The following is a 16,923-nucleotide window of genomic DNA, read 5'->3' as shown; positions in this document are numbered from 1 at the left end:
GGCCACGGCGAGAGCGCAGGGCCGACGGCTCAGAATCCGCAGACTTGCAGGCCAGTCACTCACTTGGCGACACCCCAGTCGGGGTGCCCGGGCATCGGCGGGTTGTCGAGGTCGTAGAGCCAGTGGCGCAGGAAGGCCCCGGTGGACGGGTCCCCTGTCACCTTCACCGCGTTGTCGATGAAGTCCTGCGTGGAGGCGTTGCCGTGCCGGTGCTTCGTCAGCCACGCCTTCATGACGGCGTCGAACTCGTCCTGTCCGATCTGCTGCCGCAGGGCGTAGAGGGAGACGGCGGCGCCGTCGTAGATGTTGAAGCCGCCGAGCCCCGTCGGCTTGCCGGGCGGACCGTCGGTCTTGCGGACCGCGTCGAGCTTCTCGTACGCCGCCTTCATCTTCTCCTCGATGGGCTGGAAGCCCTTCTGATCCGCCCACACGGCCGCGTAGAACACGGCGGGCCCCTCGTTCAGCCAGGCGTCCTGCCAGGTGGCGGGGGTGACGGAGTCGCCGAACCACTGGTGGGTCAGCTCGTGGACCATGGTGGTGGAGTAGGTGGGGCGCTCGAACCAGCCGGGGCCGAAGAGGGAGAGGGTCTGGTTCTCCAGCGCGTCGCCGTAGCCGTCGCGCACGATCTGCACGCCGTACGTGTCGAAGGGGTAGCGCACGCCGAGGGTCTTCTCCAGCCAGGCGAGCTGACCGCCGGTCTCCTCGACGATGGGACGGTACTTCGCGAGCTGGTCCTCGGGCACGAGGTGGCGCAGCTTCACGCCGTGCGGGCCGCGCCCGTACAGGTAGGTCTGCTTGTTGACGGAGATGCCCAACAGCTCCGGGGCCATCGGGGAGTTGAGGGAGAAGTCCCAGGTCTCCTTGGCGCCGGGGGCCTTGCGCCGGGCGGTGAGGTTGCCGTTGGCGGCGGGCGTCCAGCCCTTGGGCGCGGTGAGGTGGAAGGTCCAGGTGGCCTTGTCGGACGGGTGGTCGTTGACGGGCGCGAAAGTGTCGGCGCGCGACGCCTGGGCGGCCGAGGCGAAGCCGCCGTCGGACATGTGGCGCCAGCCGGGCAGGCCGACGGGCTTCGTCTTTCCGTTGCCGTGGTAGGTGACCTCGACGTCGAAGGAGCGGCGGTCGCGCAGTGCGCGTGCTGGGGTGACCGTGAGCTCCTGGCCGGTCTTGCCCGCGGCGAGGGACCAGGTGGCGGGCGAGCCGTTCACCGTGATCCGGTCGATGGCGAGCGAGTCCACGTCGAGGTTGAAGGACGACAGGCCCTGGGTGGCTCTCGCCCGGATCTTCATGGTGGCGGCGAAGTCGTACGTCACGGGCGTGAAGTCGAAGGAGAGGTCGTAGTGGCGGACGTCGTAGCCGCCGTTGCCGAGCGTCGGATACAGCGGGTCGCCCACGCCGTCCGAGCCGGGGGTGGGGGTGGGGGTGAGGGGTGCGGCGTGGGCGGGGGCGGCGAGCGCGAGGGTGGCGGCCGCGGCCGCCGTCGCGATGGCGGCACGCACGGTTCGGGTCCTTTTCTCAGCCATGGGGCGGCAACGTAGTAATCGCTTACTGTCGCCGTCAACACCCTCGACCGCCTGACCCCTTGGACATTTCTTCGTTGCCACTCTGGCGCCGGACCGTATCTCGGTACACGCTTACCGTCCCCGAAGGGACGCGGGGAACTCCGCGGCAAGCCACGGCGAACCTGCACCAGAAGGAAGGACGACCGAACATGGCAGACGCGTCGACACACGGACCCGGCCCCGCGCGACGGGCGACGATCATCGACGTCGCGCAGCGGGCCGGAGTCTCGTCGGCCACCGTCTCGCGGGTCCTCAACGACAACTATCCGGTGGCCGGGGCCACGCGCGACCGCGTCCACGCGGCGGTGGACGAACTCGGCTATGTGGTCAACGCCCACGCCCGCGCACTCGCGGGAACCTCCAACCGCACCGTGGGCATCATCGTGCACGACGTCGTCGACCCGTTCTTCGCGCACATCGCCCGCGGCGTGGAGCGGGCCGCGTCCGAGGCGGGTCGGCTCTGCATGGTCTGCTGCACCCACGGCGACCCGCGGCGCGAACTCGCCTTCGTCGACCTGCTGCACGAGCAGCGGGCGGACGCGGTGGTCCTGGTGGGCGGCGCGCACCAGGACCGGGCGTATGCGCGCGAGGTGGCCCGCAGGGCTCGCGGTCTGTACGCGGGCGGGGCGCGGCTCGTGCTGTGCGGGAGGCCTTCGGTGGGGGACGGCGTGCCGACGCTCTCGGTCGAGTACGACAACGAGGGCGGCGCGTTCGCCCTCACCGACCACCTGCTCACGCAGGGCCACGAACGCATCCTCTACCTCGGCGGGCCGCCCCGCCTCTCCACCACCCACGACCGGCTCGCCGGGCACCGCAGGGCGCTGGCGCTGCGGGGTGTGCCGACGGCTCCCGAACTGGTGCACACCGGGGCGTTCAGTCCCGCCTTCGGCCATCGCAGGCTGTCCGAACTCCTGGCTTCGGGGCTGGAGTTCAGCGCGGTGTTCGCGGCCAACGACATGGTGGCGATCGGGGCGCTGCAGGCCCTGGAGGAGGCCGGGATCCGCGTCCCGGACGACGTCTCCCTCGTCGGATACGACGACGTGCCCGCGGCCGCGACGCTACGGCCGCGCCTGACCACCGTGCGGGTGCCGCTGGAGGAGATGGGGCGGCAGGCGGTACGGATCGCGGTGCCCGACGCGGAGACCGATTCATGGCGGCCGCCCGCCGAGGGCGGGGTGCGGCTCGGCACGCACATCGTGGTGCGGGACTCGGTGGCGGGGCCTGCGGGCCGCGCGCGTCGCGCAGGCTACTGAAACCGGTTAACCCCGGGTGGGGGCGCACACATCCGTGGCCGGAGCAGAAAGAACACAGAAAGACTCCGACCCCTCTTGCGCCACATAGCAACCGCTTACATGCTGTCGCATGCCCACGGCGGCCGATCCACCGATCCACCGATCCACCGATCCACCAAGGAGTCATGGACCCCATGCCCGCACCGCATCTGACCCTGCCGCCCACCGACCGCGTCCTGTCCCCGCTCACCGGCTGGACCCGGGCGCACTGGGAGGCGCTCGCCGACCGGCAGCTGGCGGCGCTCGTCCCGTACGCGACACCGGGGTTCGCGCAGTACCGGCTGCCCGGCAGGAACAGCTGGTCGGGGGTCGTGTCGGACGGTCTGGAGGGGTACGCGCGCTCGTTCCTGCTCGCCGCCTTCCGGATCGCGGGAGCGGGCGGCGAGGTCGACCCCCGCCTCGTGGAACGCTACGCGCAGGGCCTGGCCGCGGGCACGGACCCCGACAGCGGCGAGAGCTGGCCGCAGCTCACCGACTGCTCCCAGCAGATGGTGGAGGCCGCGTCCATCGCCATCGGACTGCACGAGACCCGCCCCTGGATCTGGGACAAGCTCGACACCCGGGTCCAGGAGCGGGTGGTCGACTGGTTCTCCGGCTTCGTCGGCGGGAAGACCTGGGACAACAACTGGCGGCTGTTCCAGGTGGTGTCCGAGCAGTTCCTCGCCTCGGTCGGCGCCCCGTACAGCCAGGCGGACATCGACGGCGGCCTCGACCGCATCGAGGACTGGTACCGCGGCGACGGCTGGTACAGCGACGGCGACGGGCGCAACTTCGACTACTACATCGGCTGGGCCATGCACCTGTACCCGCTGCTGTGGGCCAGGATGACCGGCGGGGACGACGGCGGCCGCGCCGAGGTCTACCGGGAGCGCCTCACCCAGTTCCTCACCACCTACCCGCACTTCTTCGGCGGCGACGGCGCACCCGTCCACCAGGGCCGCTCCCTGACGTACCGCTTCGCGACCGCGGCCCCCGTGTGGATGGGCGCCCTGGCCGACTGCACTCCCCTTGCCCCGGGCCTGACCCGGCGCCTCGCCTCCGGCACGGCACGGCACTTCGTGGAGCGGGGCGTGCCCGACGAGCGGGGGCTCCTGCCGCTCGGCTGGTACGGGACGTTCCTGCCCGCGACGCAGGCCTACTCGGGCCCCGCCTCCCCCTACTGGGCGAGCAAGGGTTTCCTGGGCCTGCTGCTCCCCGCCGACCACCCGGTGTGGACGGAGCGCGAAGTGCCGCTCCCCGTCGAGGAGTCCGACCAGTACACGGCACTCCCCCAGCCCGGCTGGCTGCTGCACGGCACCCGGCACGACGGCATCGTCCGCCTGGTCAACCACGGCAGCGACCACAACCTCCTTGAAGGCCCCGCCCAGGACGACCCGCACTACGCCAAGTTCGCCTACTCGACGGCGACCGCCCCGGAGACCGCCCCGCGCGCGTGGGAACGTGCCGTCGACGGCCACCTCGCCCTGGTCGCCCCGGACGGCACGCCCTCGCGCCGCCTCCGCATCCACCCGCTGAGCTGCGAGGGCCGCGTGGCCGCCTCCCGCCACACGGCCCATTACCCGGACGGCGGCGAGGAGTTCCCCGTCGAGACGACGAGCGCGCTGCACGGCCCGTGGGAGATCCGCGCGCACCGCGTACAGGCGCCCGCGGGGGCGACCGTCCGCGAGGGCGGCCATGCGGTGGCGGACGAGACGCAGCCGCACGCCGAGTGCGGCCCCGGCTGGGCGCTCACCCGCACGACGACCGGCCTGACCAGCGCGGTCGTCGCCCTGCACGGCTGGGACGAGGAGGCGGGCATCGCCCGCGAGGTGGCGGCCAACGCGTACGGCCCGCACTCCGCGACACCGTTCCTGACGTCCGCGGCCCACCCGGGCGGCCAGAGCGTCCACGTCAGCCTGATCGCCCTGTCCCGGGACACGGTCGCCCCGCTCGCCCTGCGGGAGTCCATCACCTGCACCGTGGACGGCGACACCGTCCACGTCCGCTTTCCCGACGGCACCCGACTCGTCCTGTGACCACGTTCAGATGCCGCCCGCCTCCCGCCGGTGGATCTGCTCGACCAGCTCCGCAGCCATCCGCTTGATCGTGTCGAGCCCCGCCGTGCCCCAGCGGCGCGGCTCGACGTCCACGACGCTGACCGTGCCGAGCACCGTCGCCGTGCGGTCGATCAGCGGCGCGCCCAGGTAGGAGCGGATGCCGGTCTCGTCCACCACGGGGTTGCCCGCGAACCGCGGATAGTCGCGGACGTCCTCCAGGACGAGGGCCTTGCGGCGCACCACCACATGCGGGCAGTACCCGTGGTCGCGGGCCAGATAGCGGCAGGCTTCGCCGTCCCGGTTGCCCGGAGCGTGCAGACCCGCGAAGAACTGCTGGGTCTCGTCGAGGAAGTTGACCATGGCGTACGGCGCGCCGGTCAGTTCGGCGAGCCGGTCCGCGAAGGCGTCGAAGGCCGGTTCGGAGTACTGCCCGATCCCGAGCCCGCGCAGCCGTCGCACCCGTGCGGGCGCCTCGTCGTCCACGGGAGTGAGCAGGAGGCGCCCGGTCGGGTCATGCATCACGTGTGGGCTCCGTAGCTGGCCGCCGGGGCGTGGTTGAGGAGGTGTTTGACGAGGATGAGGAGGGTCTGGATGCCGGAGCTCGAGATCCGTGCGTCGCAGCGCACGACGGGCACCTGCGGGTCGAGGTCGATCGCGGAGCGCACTTCGTCGGGCTCGTAGCGGTAGGCGCCGTCGAATTCGTTGATCGCCACGATGAAGCCCATGCCGCGCTGCTCGAAGAAGTCCACGGCGGCGAAGCAGTCCTCCAGGCGCCTGGTGTCGGCGAGCACCACCGCGCCGAGGGCCCCTTCGGAGAGTTCGTCCCACATGAACCAGAAGCGCTCCTGACCCGGCGTGCCGAAGAGGTACAGCACGTGTTCCGGGTCGAGCGTGATTCTCCCGAAGTCCATGGCGACGGTCGTCGTGGTCTTGTTCTCCACGCCCGACAGGTCGTCGGTGGCCTCGCTGACCGTGGTGAGCAGCTCCTCGGTACTCAGCGGCGCGATCTCGCTGACCGCGCCGACGAAGGTCGTCTTGCCTACCCCGAAGCCGCCCGCGACCAGGATTTTCAGTGCGGTGGGGAAGGGGTCAGAGCTGTCGTCGTAATCCATCGAGCACTGCCTCCAACAGGGACCGGTCAGTGGGGTTGTGGTAGAAGTCCGGGGCCTTCTGGGTGAGGGCCCCGCAGTCGAGGAGATCCGAGAGGATCACTTTCGCCACGACCGCGGGCAGCTTCAGCTGGGCCGCGATCTCGGCGACGGAGGTGGGTGCCTCGCACAGACCAAGTGCGGTGGAATGCTCGGGCCCGAGGTAGCCGAGCGGTGTGGAGCCGGTCGCCATCACCAGGGAGAGCAGGTCGAGCTGGCTGGTCGGCCTCGTCCGTCCGTTGCTGACGGTGTAGGGGCGGACCAGCCGCCCCGCGGCGTCGTCGAGCCAGGGCCCGTCGTGCGGGGCCGCCATCGTCAGCGCCTCATTGACGCGGGTTCGCCGGCGGGTTGCCGGGGGGCGGTGATCAGATACGGGCGCACGCTCTTGACCAGCATCGCCATCTCGTAGCCGAGGACGGCCGCGTCCGCGTCGCGCCCGGCGAGCACGGCCAGACAGGTGCCCGAGCCCGCGGTGGAGACGAACAGGAGGGTGGAGTCCAGCTCCACGACGACCTGGCGGACGTCCCCGCCGTCGCCGAATCGGATGCCCGCGCTGCGCCCCAGCGAGTAGAGCCCCGAGGCGAGGGCCGCCATGTGGTCGGCGCTGTCCGGGTCGAGGCCGTGCACCGACTTCACGAGTCCGTCGGAGGAGAGCAGCACGGCGCTGTGCGTGTGCGGCACGCGCTGCACGAGGCCGCTCATCAGCCAGTCGAGATCGGATACATGGCCGGTCGGCGCATCGCTCGCCATGGTGGATCGACTCCTTGAGGTACAAACGTACGTAGGTCTGCGCAAGCAGCGGTGGTGGGCGCTGATCGGGCCCGATGTGCCGGTCAGCCGCTGTGTCCTTGCCCGTCGTGCGGGGCACCGGCCTGGTGCTCCCGCGGCGTGGGGTCGCGCGCGTCCTGCGCCTGGGCGAGGCCGATGCCGCGCTGGAACGCGGCCATCAGGCCCGGGTCGTGGCCGACGAGCTGGTCGCTCTCGGGCCGCGGCGACGGGGAGTCCCGCAGCTGGGGTGCGATGTGTTCCTGGGCGCGCCGCTTGGGGAGCTGCGGTCTGCCCACCCGGCCGCGCACGGCGCCGTTGCGGGGCGTCGGCGGTGCCGCGGTGTGCTCGGCGGCCGCCTGCCGGTCCTCGGGCCGGATGCCGGGGGTGGCATCGGCGGGCGTCGGCCGGTCCTGGCGGGAGCCGCGCACGGGGAGGGGCACGTGCGGGGCGCCGTTCGCGGTGCCCGGGTGGAGCGGCACGGGGGTCGGCTGCGGGGCGGGGCGGTGCCGGGTGGTGCGGGGCTCCGGGCGGGCTTGGGACTGGGTGGGGTGGGGCTGCGGCTGGGACTGGGGCTGAGGGGTGGGGTCCGGCCAGGCGGGGACGTCGGCGTGTACGGCAGCACGCGTGTCGTGTACGACAGCACGCGCGCCGTCCCCCGCTGCCTGCCCCGCGTCCCCGGAAGCGCCCTTCGACGCCGCCTCGGCCGCCGGGCGGCGGCGGGTGACCGGGTCGGCCTGCTGCTCCGCGCCCAACAGGTCCTGGGGCAGGATCAGTACGGCCTGGACGCCGCCGTAGATGTTGGTCTGCAGCCGCACCGCGACACCGTGCCTGCGGGCGAGCGCGGAGACCACGAAGAGGCCGATGCGGCCGTCCTGCAGCAGGCTCGCGACGTCGACCTGGTCGGGGTCCGTGAGGAGGCGGTTCATCTTGTTCTGCTCGGTGACGGGCATGCCGAGGCCGCGGTCCTCGACCTCGACGGCGATCCCGGCGGTCACGAGGTTGGCGCGCAGCAGGACCTGGGTGTGCGGGGCGGAGAACACCGTGGCGTTCTCGACGAGTTCGGCGAGCAGGTGGATGACGTCGGCGACGGCGTGGCCGCGCAGGGTGCCCTCGATCGGCGGGACCAGCTTGACGCGGGAGTACTGCTCGACCTCCGCGATGGCCGAGCGCATCACTTCGGTCATGGAGACCGGGTTGCTCCACTGGCGGCGCGAGACGGCGCCGCCGAGCACGGCGAGGTTCTCGGCGTGCCGCCGGATGCGGGTCGCGAGGTGGTCGACGTGGAAGAGGCCCTTGAGGAGTTCGGGGTCCTCGACCTCGTTCTCCAACTCGTCGAGCAGGGAGATCTCGCGGTGCACGAGCGACTGCAGCCGCCGGGCGAGATTGACGAAGACCTCGACCTTCTGTTCGCTGCCCGCGTGGCTGGAGAGCTGTGAGGCCTGCACGACGGCGCCGACGGCGGCGTCCTGGGCGCGGGTCAGCTCCTCGGCGAGCTGGTCGAACTCGTCGCCACCGGGCCTGGGCCTGGCCGGTGCTCCGGAGGGCTGCGGCTGGTCGCCGCGGCGCAACTGTTCGACGACGCCGCGCAGTTCGGCCTGGCCACGGGCGGTGGCGCGGCGCAGCGCGACGACCCGGTCGCGCACGGACTTGGCGGCGCGCTCGGCGGCGATGACGGCCGTCGCGATGGCGGCCAGGCCGACCAGGGCGGCCGCGGTGAGGACGGCGAGCAGGGCCGGGCCCGGCCGGGCGCCAGTCGAGCGCAGGGTGAAGAGCACGGCCGCGCACGCGCTCAGGCCCACGGCGACGGTCGGCAGCACGGCGATGCGCAGGAGCTGCGGCCGTATGTGGGTCTCGGGCAGTGCGGCGGCGGTCCGGCCGGCGGGTCTGCCGTGCCGACCGCCCTCACGGCGGTCTGCGCGGGCGGCCGGTGCGCGTAGGTGAGACATCTGCGTCCTCGGTACGTTGCGACGAGGGTCCGGCGCTCGGCCCGACTCCCCTTTGCGGCGTGGTTGCGGCATCGCCGTGCCGGTCGGCAGGTCGCGACGTCAGCCCTGCGTCGTGATCCCTGCGTCGCCCGACGGCCACTCACGGTAGTCGGCAACGCATCACGTGCGGTGGGCAGTTGACAAAGTCTGCGGTGCAGCGTCCCGCTCTGGTATGACGCCTCGCACGCGGGTCCGATTCGCATCGCACGCAGGGACGATTCAAATCCCGCCGCCGCGCCCCGCGTTCCTGCTGTAATGGCGCCATGCACCTCAACCCTTACGGCGAGGACGCGGTGAACCTGGCCGCCGAGCTGGCCAACCACCGTCCGCGCAGCGCCGAGGAGCTGGCGGACCGCTGCCGCGCCGCCGGGCTGAAGCTGGAGCACCCCGTCGCGCACGACGACCTGGCGCGCACCCAGGACACCCTGGACGCCTGGGAGAAGGTCGTCGACACCACCGCAGAGCCCGAGCGGGCCGCGCTGGTCAACGCCATGCTGGCGGCGGCCGCCGCCTATCCGCGGCTGACCGACCACGCGGACAGCGGCTGGCACCTGCACTACCGCGAGGAGCGGCAGCCGCTCGGCGACCTGCTGTTCTCACTGATCGCGGTGGGCACCGCGCTGCATCTGGCGGGGCGGGGCATGCACCGGCTGCGGCGGTGCGCCGTGACCGAGTGCGTCACGATCTTCGCGGACACCTCGCGCACGGGGCGGCAGCGCTACTGCTCCCAGCGCTGCGCCAACCGCGACGCGGTACGCAGACACCGCGCACGAGCCGCGTGAGCCACGTGAGCCACGTGGACCGGGAGCGGCCGCCGGGCGGCTCAGCTCCTGGGCGGCGCGCTATCCGACAGGCGCCGCCTCGGGCTCGCCGCTGCCCGACGGGTGCGCCCCGGCGACGCCGTCCGCCACCGCAGGCTCCGGCCAGCCGTCCTCCGGCGTGATCGCGACGCCCCGCCACCAGGGCGCTTCCGGCACGGACCGCGTCCCGGGCTCGAAGGGCTCGCCGGGAGTGGGCAGCGCGATGGCGGCACCCGCACGGCGCGCCGCGGCCATGGTGCCCTCGCCCGGCTCCGACCAGGCGTGCGGGGCGAGGTTGAACGTCCCCCAGTGGATCGGCAGCAGCACGCCCCGCGGCTGTCCGCCCTGCAGGTCCAGGTGGGCCCGCACGCCCTCCTCGGGCGTCATGTGGATGTCGGGCCAGAAGTCGCTGTAAGCGCCGATCTGGATCATCGTGGCGTCGAAGGGCCCGTGCTCGGCGCCGATCTCCCGGAAGCCGTCGAAGTAGCCCGTGTCGCCGCTGTGGTAGACGCGGTGCTCCGGCCCCGCCACCACCCAGGACGCCCACAGCGTGTGCTGCTGGTTGCGCAGGCCGCGGCCGCAGAAGTGGCGGGCGGGGGTGGCCGTGAGGGTCAGCCCCGCCACCTTCGCCGACTCGTGCCAGTCCAGCTCGCGGAGCCGGTCCGCCGGTACGCCCCACCGCTCCAGGTGGGCGCCGACGCCGAGCGGCACCGCGAACACCGTGTCCGTGCCGACGAGGGCCTTGATCGTGGGCATGTCCAGGTGGTCGTAGTGATCGTGCGAGATCACCACGACGTCGACCGGGCCGAGCGCCGCCAGCGGCACCGGCACCGGGTGCAGCCGCTTGGGCCCCGCGAAGGAGAACGGCGAACACCGCTCACCCCACACCGGGTCGAAGAGGACCCGCTGCCCGTCGATCTCGGCCAGCACGCTGGAGTGCCCCATCCAGGTGACCCGCAAGCCGCTGACCGGCGGCTTGGCGAGGTCGGCAAGGGTGGTGGCGTGCACCGGGACCGTTCCGGCGGGGCCGCGGCGTACGCGCTCCTCCTTGCGGAAGTAGATCTTGGCGAACTCCAGGGACGAACCGGTCGGCCGGGTCCGTGCCCCCACGGGGTTCTGGAAGGATCCCTCGGCCACCGAGAAATTCGGTGACCTGCGGATTCGGGCCAGCCGGGCACCCGCGGGATCCGCTCCGAAAGCAGCGGACCGCAGCGAGCGCAGCCCGGGGAACAGGGACCGGGACACGGGACCTCCTGAGGGGGGCGGATAGGCCTCCCCATTATGTCCACCGGCTCCGGCTGAGTCCTGCGGGGCACCGGTACACGGCGCCCCGCCGTCTCCAGGGCCCCGCGATCACCGAAGCTCGTACACCGCCGTCACCGAGACCTCGTCCTGGATCCGCCCCGGCGCCACCGGCACCCCCTCCTTCGAGAAGGAGGCCACCGGGACCGGCACCGGCCGGGGCCGCCCGCCGTCGCTCTCCTCCAGCGAGACCAGACGGCCCAGCCTGCGGCCGCTCAGCTCGGCGTACTGCGCGGCCTTGGCCCTGACGTCCTGGTACGCCGACTTGCGGGCCTTGGCGCGCAACGCCTGCGGATCCTTGACGTCGAAGGCCACCGAGTGGATGCGGCTCGCGTCGCCTGGCGCGTCCACGACCGCCTGGACCACGGCGCCGGTCTTCTTGATGTCACGGATGGTGAGGGAGAACATCTGCGTGGCCCGGTAGCCGACCAGCTGCTCGTCCTCCGCCTTGGCCCCCTCGGCCCCCTTGGCCCCCTTGGCCCGGTACTGGTTCGACTCAGCCTCCTGGTCCCGGTACACCGCGGTCAGCGACAGGTTCTCCGTCCTGATGTCGCGCTCGGCGACCCCCGCGGCACGCACCGCGGCCAGCAGCGCCCCGGCCGCGGCGTTCTGCTCGGTGAGCGCCTTGTCCGCGGTCGGCCGGGTGACCTCGATCCCCGCGGTGAGCACCGCGATGTCGGGCGCGGCCGAGGCGGCGCCCGCCCCGGTGACGGTCACCGTCGCCGGGGCGGGGGCGGCCACGGCGGCCGGGGCCGCGGCCTGGGCGGCGACGGCGGGGGCGCCCGGCAGCCCGAGAGCGGCGAGCCCCAGGACGAGGGCACTGACGGAACGTACGGAACGTACTGAGCGCATGGCGAGGGTTCCTTCCGGCTGACCGTCCCTGCGGGGGACGGTTCGCCGTCATCCCAGCACCGGCGCGCCCGCGCGCCCCCGCGCCACTCCCGCTCTGTCACCTCACCGGCCGACTCCCCTTACGATGGCGGGCGTTCGCCCCACGATGCCGTCCAGCACACCTCGGAAGAGCGGAGTGACCGGTTGCCAAGGTCGTCGAGTTACGCGAGTGCCCACCGCGAGAGCCTCCTGGACCCGACGGCCTTCTGGGGCCGCGCGGCCGAGGCCGTCGACTGGTACGTGCCGCCGGCCACGGTCCTGGATCCCGACGCGCCGTCCGCACCCCGGTGGTTCGCGGGCGGCGAGCTGAACACCTGTCACAACGCCCTGGACCGGCACGTCCTGGCCGGACACGGCGACCGCACGGCGCTGATCCACGACAGCCCCGTCACCGGCACGGTCCGCAGCTACACCTACCGCGAACTGCTCGACGAGGTCGCCAGGACCGCCGGGATGCTCACCGAACTCGGCGTCGGCAAGGGCGACACCGTCGTCCTCTATCTGCCGATGGTGCCCGAGGCGGCGGTCGCGATGCTGGCGTGCGCGCGCATCGGCGCCGTGCACTCCGTGGTGTTCGGGGGCTTCGCGCCGCCCGAGCTCGCGGCCCGCATCGACCACGCGCGCCCCAAGGTGGTGCTCTCGGCGTCCTGCGGCATCGAGGTGGACCGCGTCATCGCGTACAAGCCGCTCCTGGACGCCGCCCTGGACCTGTGCACGCACCGCCCGGACGCCTGCGTGATCCTCCAGCGGCCGCAGGAGCGGGCGGAGTTGCGCGCAGGCCGTGACATCGACTGGGCGGACGCGGTGCGCTCGGCACCCACCGCCGACTGTGTGCCGGTAGCCGCCACGGATCCGCTCTACATCCTCTACACCTCCGGCACGACGGGCTCCCCCAAGGGTGTGGTCCGCGACAACGGCGGCCACGCGGTGGCGCTGCGCTGGAGCATGGAGCACATCTACGACGCCAGGCCCGGCGAGGTCTTCTGGACGGCGTCCGACGTGGGCTGGGTCGTCGGCCACTCGTACATCGTCTACGCGCCGCTGCTCGCGGGGTGCACCACGCTCCTGTACGAGGGCAAGCCGGTCGGCACGCCCGACGCGGGGGCGTTCTGGCGCGTCGTCGCGGAGCACAAGGTGCGCACCCTGTTCACCGCGCCGACGGCGATCCGTGCCATCAAGCGGGAGGACCCGAAGGGCGCGCAGGTCGCCGGGCACGACGTGTCGTCCCTGCGCGCCCTCTTCCTGGCGGGCGAGCGCCTGGACCCCGACACCTACCACTGGGCGCGCGAGCTCCTGGACATCCCCGTCGTGGACCACTGGTGGCAGACCGAGACGGGCTGGCCGATCGTCGCCAACCCCCTCGGCATCGAGGCGCTGCCCGCCAAGTCCGGCTCTCCCGGCAGGCCGATGCCCGGCTGGGACCTGCGCGTCCTGGACGAGGCGGGCGAGCCGTGCCCGCCCGGCACGGACGGCACCCTGGCCCTGCGCCTGCCGCTCCCGCCGGGCAGTCTCACCACGCTCTACCGCGACGACGAGCGGTTCGCCGCCACCTATCTGAGCCGCTATCCCGGCCACTATCTGACGGGCGACGGCGGCCATCTCGACGAGGACGGCCACGTCTTCGTGATGGGGCGCCTCGACGACGTCATCAACGTCGCGGGGCACCGGCTCTCCACCGGCGCCATGGAGGAGGTGCTCGCCGACCACCCGGACGTGGCGGAGTGCGCGGTGGTGGGCGTCGCCGACGAACTCAAGGGCGAGCTGCCGCTCGGCCTCGTCGTGCTGCGCCAGGGCGTGGACCGGCCCGCCGCCGAGGTCGAGGCGGAGCTGCGCGCCCTGGTGCGGTCCCGCATCGGCGCCGTCGCCACGCCGCGCCGCGTGGTGTCCGTGCCGCGGCTGCCCAAGACCCGCTCCGGCAAGATCCTGCGGGGCACGGTCCGGGCCATCGCCGACGGCCGGGACTACACCGTTCCGGCAACGATCGAGGACGTCGGAGTCCTGGACGAGATCACCGAGTCGCTGCGGGCGGGCGACCGGTGACCACCGTGGAGCGCCCCGGGGTGGAGCTCTCGGCGCGGGGGATCGAACTCGTGCTGCCGGGCGGTGGTGTGGCGCTGTCCGGGATCGACGTGCCGACGGTCGGCCCCGGGCGCGTGCTCGGCGTCGCGGGCGGCAGCGGCGCGGGAAAGACGCTGCTCCTGGAGGTGCTGGCCGGGCTGCGGGTGCCGCGCGGCGGGCGGGTCTCGGTCCGGGCGGCGGCGGTGACCGGCGACACAGCCCGGGCAGGTGCGGGAGAGGGGGAGCCGCTGCGGTACGGGTTCGTGCCGCAGGACGACATCGTGCACCGCGCGCTGCCGTTGCGGACGGCGCTGGAGTACGCGGCCCGGCTGCGCGGCACCGATCCCGGCGATGTGCCGCTCGTCCTGGACGAGTTGGGGCTCGGCGAGGCCGCCGGGCAGCCGGTGCGGACCCTCAGCGGAGGTCAGCGCAAACGCGCCAGCATCGCGATCGAGCTGCTCTCCCGGCCCCAGCTCCTCTTCCTGGACGAGCCGACCTCCGGACTCGACCCGCTCGCCGGAGCGCAGCTGACCCGGTACCTGGCCCGGCTCGCGGCGAGCGGCGTAACGGTCGTGTTCACCACGCACACACCCGCCGATCTGCACCACTGCGACCAGGTGATGTTCATCGCGCCGAACGGCAGGCCGGGCCCTTCGGGCACCCCGGCCGAGCTGGCGCGGCGGTCGCCCGACGGCACCTTCGAGGCGCTCTACTCCATGGAGATGCCAAGAGAGATGCCAAGGGAGACGCCAGGGGAGACGCCAGGGGAGACGCCGTCGGCCAGTGAGGCGTCGCCCCAGGAAGAGCCGCCGGAACCCGCCGCCGCACGCCCTCGGTTCTCCCCCGCGACCGGACAGCTGCGCCAGTGGGCCGTCCTCACCGGCCGCGATCTGCGGCTCCTGCGGCACGACCGGCTGACCGCCGCCATCACCATCGGGTCACCGCTCGTCATCATCGCGATGTTCGCGCTGCTGTTCCGCCCGGGCGTCTTCGACCCCGGCCACCCGGCACCTGCGGCCTCCGCGATGGTGCTGTTCTGGATCGCGTTCGGCGCGTTCTTCTTCGGGCTCGCCTATGGACTCCCGCAGATCTGCGGCGAGTTGGCGGTGGTGCGCCGGGAGCGCAGAACCGTCCTGCGCCTGTGGCCCTATCTGCTGGCCAAGCTCACCGTCCTCGGGCCCGTCCTGCTCCTCGCGGACGCACTGCTGCTCGTGGTGCTGCGCGCGCTCGACCGGCTGCCGAGCGCCGATCTGTCCGTCCACGCCTCGCTGTTCGCGACGACGGCGCTGGCGTCGTTCGCCGCGCTCGCACTCGGCCTGTGCTGCTCCGCCCTGGTCTCCGAACCGAGCCAGGCCGCGCTGGTGCTCCCGCTGCTGTGCTTCCCCCAGGTGCTGTTCTCGGGGGCGTTCGTGCCGGTGCCGAACATGGCGGCGGGCGGGCGCTGGATCAGTGTCGCGATGACCAACCGGTGGGCGTTCGAGGCGCTCGGCTCCGGGGCCGGTCTGGAGGAGCTGTGGCGGGGTGGCGGCGCGGAAGGGCGGACGCTGCTCGACTCGTACGGGGACAGCTTCGGGAGCCCGGCGTGGGTGGGCTGGGTGATCCTCGCCGGGTGCGCCGTCGCGCTGCTCTGCGCGGCCTGGCTGGTGCTGCGGCGGCGCTGTCCGACGTCGGCGCACCGGCTCAGCACGTCAGACGGGGGGCCAGTTCGCCCCTGACCGGGGTGGCGGCGGCGAAGGTCTCGTACAGGAACTCCAGGAACCGGTCGATGTCCGCGGTGACGTTGGCGATGCCGGGCGAGACGCGCACCGCGCCGCCGGAGGGCAGGCCGAGTCGCCGGATGTACCCGTCGATGGTCGCGGCGTGCCACCGTCCCGTGCCGGTGCGCCGCAGCAGGCGCGGCGCGATGGTGAAGGCCTCCTCGCCCGCGCCCGGATTGCAGAAGCAGCCGGTGCGGACGGAGATACCGGCGGCGGCGCACTCGCGGGCCACGATCCGCTCGTCGACGACCCCGCCCTCGGTGTCCAGGACGTTGAGCGCGACCGTCCCGCCGCGCCCTTCGGTGCCGCGCGGTCCGTAGAGGTGCACGAGGGGCCGGCCGCCCGGGTGCCGGAGTGCGGAGAGACCCTGCAGCAGGCGTCCGGTCAGGCGGTTCACGTGTGCGGCGACGGCATCGGCGCCCACCCCGTCGTACCAGTCGAGTCCGGTGGCTATCTGCGGGACGGCGTGGAAGTCGGGGGTGCCGTCCTCGAAGGCCGCGGGTGCCTGGGCCATGCGGTGCCAGCGTGCCTGGGCGCTGACCACCTGGATCGTGCCGCCCGCGAACCAGGGGCGCCGCAGTCCGGCGAGTGCCTCGCGCCGGGCCACCAGGCTGCCCACGCCGGACGGAAAGCCGAAGACCTTGTACCAGCTCGCGACGACGAAGTCGGCGGGCACCCGGCGTAACGACAGCTTCCCGGTCGGCAGGTACGCCGCCGCGTCGAGGAGCGTGTGCCAGCCCGCCGCCCGCGCCCGCGCCACCCACTCCAGCGGATGCCGTACGCCGCTGAAGTTGCTCTGCGCCGGATAGCAGAACAGTCCGCGGTGCCGTCCGGTGAGCGCCCTGCGCAGCGCCGCTCCGGAGACCCGCAGCTCGTCCCCCGCGAACGGCACGAGGCCCACTTTCGCGCGTGCGGCCCGCGCGAACTCCCGTACGCCGTTGACGGAGTTGTGGTTGTCCTGGGTGAGCAGCAGGGCTCCCGTGCGCCGGTGGAAGGGGTAGGCCTCGGCGACCAGCTTGACGGCCTGCGAGGCGTTCGCCGTGAACACCACCGTGTACTCGGCCGGATCCGCGTCCAGGAACCGCAGGACCCGGAGCCTGGCCTCCTCGATCAGCTCGGTGGACGCGATGGACGCGGGGCTCTCGGTGTGCGGATTGCCGAACGCCTGGCCGCTGAGCCGCGCGGCCTGCGCCTGCACGAGGCCGCGGGGCACCGGCGCGGCGCCGGTGTGGTCCAGATAGATCTGCCGCGTCTCGTCGAGGTATCCGAAGTCCTCCGCGCGCAACCGCGCGAAGACGGCCTCGCTCGTTCCGTTCTCCCTCACGCCACC

At 72.9% G+C, this 16,923-nt stretch carries 14 protein-coding genes; 5 read left to right on the top strand and 9 right to left on the bottom strand.

Annotated elements, in window-relative coordinates; genetic code table 11:
* Window positions 1-59: 59 nt before the first annotated feature.
* Window positions 60-1,517 (bottom strand): M1 family metallopeptidase, encoded by a 1,458-nt coding sequence (locus ABZV77_RS22825; protein WP_356259704.1) that lies wholly within the window; start codon window positions 1,515-1,517, stop codon window positions 60-62.
* 188 nt (window positions 1,518-1,705) lie between these two features.
* Here ABZV77_RS22825 and ABZV77_RS22820 point away from each other — a divergent pair, with 188 nt between their 5' ends.
* Entirely contained in the window at window positions 1,706-2,809 is a 1,104-nt protein-coding gene (locus tag ABZV77_RS22820) for a LacI family DNA-binding transcriptional regulator (RefSeq protein WP_356259701.1), read from the top strand.
* Between the two features lie 173 nt (window positions 2,810-2,982).
* On the top strand, window positions 2,983-4,863 hold the full coding sequence (locus ABZV77_RS22815; RefSeq protein ID WP_356259698.1) for a DUF2264 domain-containing protein: 1,881 nt from the start codon (window positions 2,983-2,985) through the stop codon (window positions 4,861-4,863).
* A gap of 6 nt (window positions 4,864-4,869) precedes the next feature.
* Here ABZV77_RS22815 and ABZV77_RS22810 read toward each other — a convergent pair whose 3' ends face one another.
* From ABZV77_RS22810 to ABZV77_RS22790, 5 genes are all read right to left on the bottom strand, one after another.
* Entirely contained in the window at window positions 4,870-5,406 is a 537-nt protein-coding gene (locus ABZV77_RS22810) for a GAF domain-containing protein (RefSeq protein WP_356259695.1), read from the bottom strand.
* A complete protein-coding gene (locus tag ABZV77_RS22805; protein ID WP_306335782.1) occupies window positions 5,403-5,996 on the bottom strand; it encodes an ATP/GTP-binding protein in 594 nt (197 codons plus the stop codon). Before ABZV77_RS22805 ends, ABZV77_RS22810 begins: the two co-directional genes overlap by 4 nt.
* The gene (locus ABZV77_RS22800; RefSeq protein ID WP_356259692.1) at window positions 5,974-6,345 is read right to left on the bottom strand and encodes a DUF742 domain-containing protein; all 372 of its coding nucleotides are present in this window, start codon (window positions 6,343-6,345) and stop codon (window positions 5,974-5,976) included. The genes ABZV77_RS22805 and ABZV77_RS22800 overlap by 23 nt, the downstream gene beginning before the upstream one ends.
* 2 nt (window positions 6,346-6,347) lie before the next feature.
* A complete protein-coding gene (locus tag ABZV77_RS22795) occupies window positions 6,348-6,782 on the bottom strand; it encodes a roadblock/LC7 domain-containing protein (RefSeq protein ID WP_356259690.1) in 435 nt (144 codons plus the stop codon).
* 83 nt (window positions 6,783-6,865) lie between these two features.
* Window positions 6,866-8,746, bottom strand: coding sequence for an ATP-binding protein (locus ABZV77_RS22790; protein ID WP_356259687.1), 1,881 nt, complete (start codon window positions 8,744-8,746; stop codon window positions 6,866-6,868).
* Window positions 8,747-9,048: 302 nt separating this feature from the next.
* On the opposite strand from ABZV77_RS22790, the gene ABZV77_RS22785 reads away from it, so the two are divergent.
* The gene (locus ABZV77_RS22785) at window positions 9,049-9,567 is read left to right on the top strand and encodes a CGNR zinc finger domain-containing protein (RefSeq protein WP_356259685.1); all 519 of its coding nucleotides are present in this window, start codon (window positions 9,049-9,051) and stop codon (window positions 9,565-9,567) included.
* 60 nt (window positions 9,568-9,627) lie between these two features.
* Here ABZV77_RS22785 and ABZV77_RS22780 read toward each other — a convergent pair whose 3' ends face one another.
* Together ABZV77_RS22780 and ABZV77_RS22775 are read right to left on the bottom strand one after the other, a co-directional pair.
* Entirely contained in the window at window positions 9,628-10,830 is a 1,203-nt protein-coding gene (locus tag ABZV77_RS22780; protein ID WP_356259683.1) for an MBL fold metallo-hydrolase, read from the bottom strand.
* Between the two features lie 108 nt (window positions 10,831-10,938).
* Window positions 10,939-11,739, bottom strand: a complete 801-nt coding sequence (locus ABZV77_RS22775) for an SIMPL domain-containing protein (RefSeq protein ID WP_356259681.1) — start codon at window positions 11,737-11,739, stop codon at window positions 10,939-10,941.
* Between the two features lie 183 nt (window positions 11,740-11,922).
* On the opposite strand from ABZV77_RS22775, the gene ABZV77_RS22770 reads away from it, so the two are divergent.
* Window positions 11,923-13,818 carry a propionyl-CoA synthetase gene (locus ABZV77_RS22770; RefSeq protein WP_356259679.1) on the top strand — a complete coding sequence of 632 codons (1,896 nt, stop codon included), beginning with the start codon at window positions 11,923-11,925 and terminating at the stop codon, window positions 13,816-13,818.
* The gene (locus tag ABZV77_RS22765; RefSeq protein ID WP_356259676.1) at window positions 13,815-15,551 is read left to right on the top strand and encodes an ABC transporter permease; all 1,737 of its coding nucleotides are present in this window, start codon (window positions 13,815-13,817) and stop codon (window positions 15,549-15,551) included. The genes ABZV77_RS22770 and ABZV77_RS22765 overlap by 4 nt, the downstream gene beginning before the upstream one ends.
* Here the strand turns inward: ABZV77_RS22765 and ABZV77_RS22760 are convergent.
* Entirely contained in the window at window positions 15,517-16,917 is a 1,401-nt protein-coding gene (locus ABZV77_RS22760) for an aminotransferase class V-fold PLP-dependent enzyme (RefSeq protein ID WP_356259673.1), read from the bottom strand. The two genes, ABZV77_RS22765 and ABZV77_RS22760, sit on opposite strands and share 35 nt — an antisense overlap.
* Between the last annotated feature and the right edge of the window lie 6 nt (window positions 16,918-16,923).

The organism is Streptomyces sp. NPDC004732, assembly GCF_040609235.1.
Lineage (GTDB): Bacteria > Actinomycetota > Actinomycetes > Streptomycetales > Streptomycetaceae > Streptomyces.
Note: the sequence above shows the minus strand (reverse complement) of the source record. Positions and strands in the feature narration are given on the sequence as shown.

Bases quoted from the DNA above. Each gene is read 5' to 3' on its own strand.
- ABZV77_RS22795 (WP_356259690.1), bottom strand. From the start codon at position 6,782: ATGGCGAGCGATGCGCCGACCGGCCATGTATCCGATCTCGACTGGCTG.
- ABZV77_RS22800 (WP_356259692.1), bottom strand. From the start codon at position 6,345: ATGGCGGCCCCGCACGACGGGCCCTGGCTCGACGACGCCGCGGGGCGG.
- ABZV77_RS22825 (WP_356259704.1), bottom strand. From the start codon at position 1,517: ATGGCTGAGAAAAGGACCCGAACCGTGCGTGCCGCCATCGCGACGGCG.
- ABZV77_RS22815 (WP_356259698.1), top strand. From the start codon at position 2,983: ATGCCCGCACCGCATCTGACCCTGCCGCCCACCGACCGCGTCCTGTCC.
- ABZV77_RS22790 (WP_356259687.1), bottom strand. From the start codon at position 8,746: ATGTCTCACCTACGCGCACCGGCCGCCCGCGCAGACCGCCGTGAGGGC.
- ABZV77_RS22775 (WP_356259681.1), bottom strand. From the start codon at position 11,739: ATGCGCTCAGTACGTTCCGTACGTTCCGTCAGTGCCCTCGTCCTGGGG.
- ABZV77_RS22805 (WP_306335782.1), bottom strand. From the start codon at position 5,996: ATGGATTACGACGACAGCTCTGACCCCTTCCCCACCGCACTGAAAATC.
- ABZV77_RS22820 (WP_356259701.1), top strand. From the start codon at position 1,706: ATGGCAGACGCGTCGACACACGGACCCGGCCCCGCGCGACGGGCGACG.
- ABZV77_RS22785 (WP_356259685.1), top strand. From the start codon at position 9,049: ATGCACCTCAACCCTTACGGCGAGGACGCGGTGAACCTGGCCGCCGAG.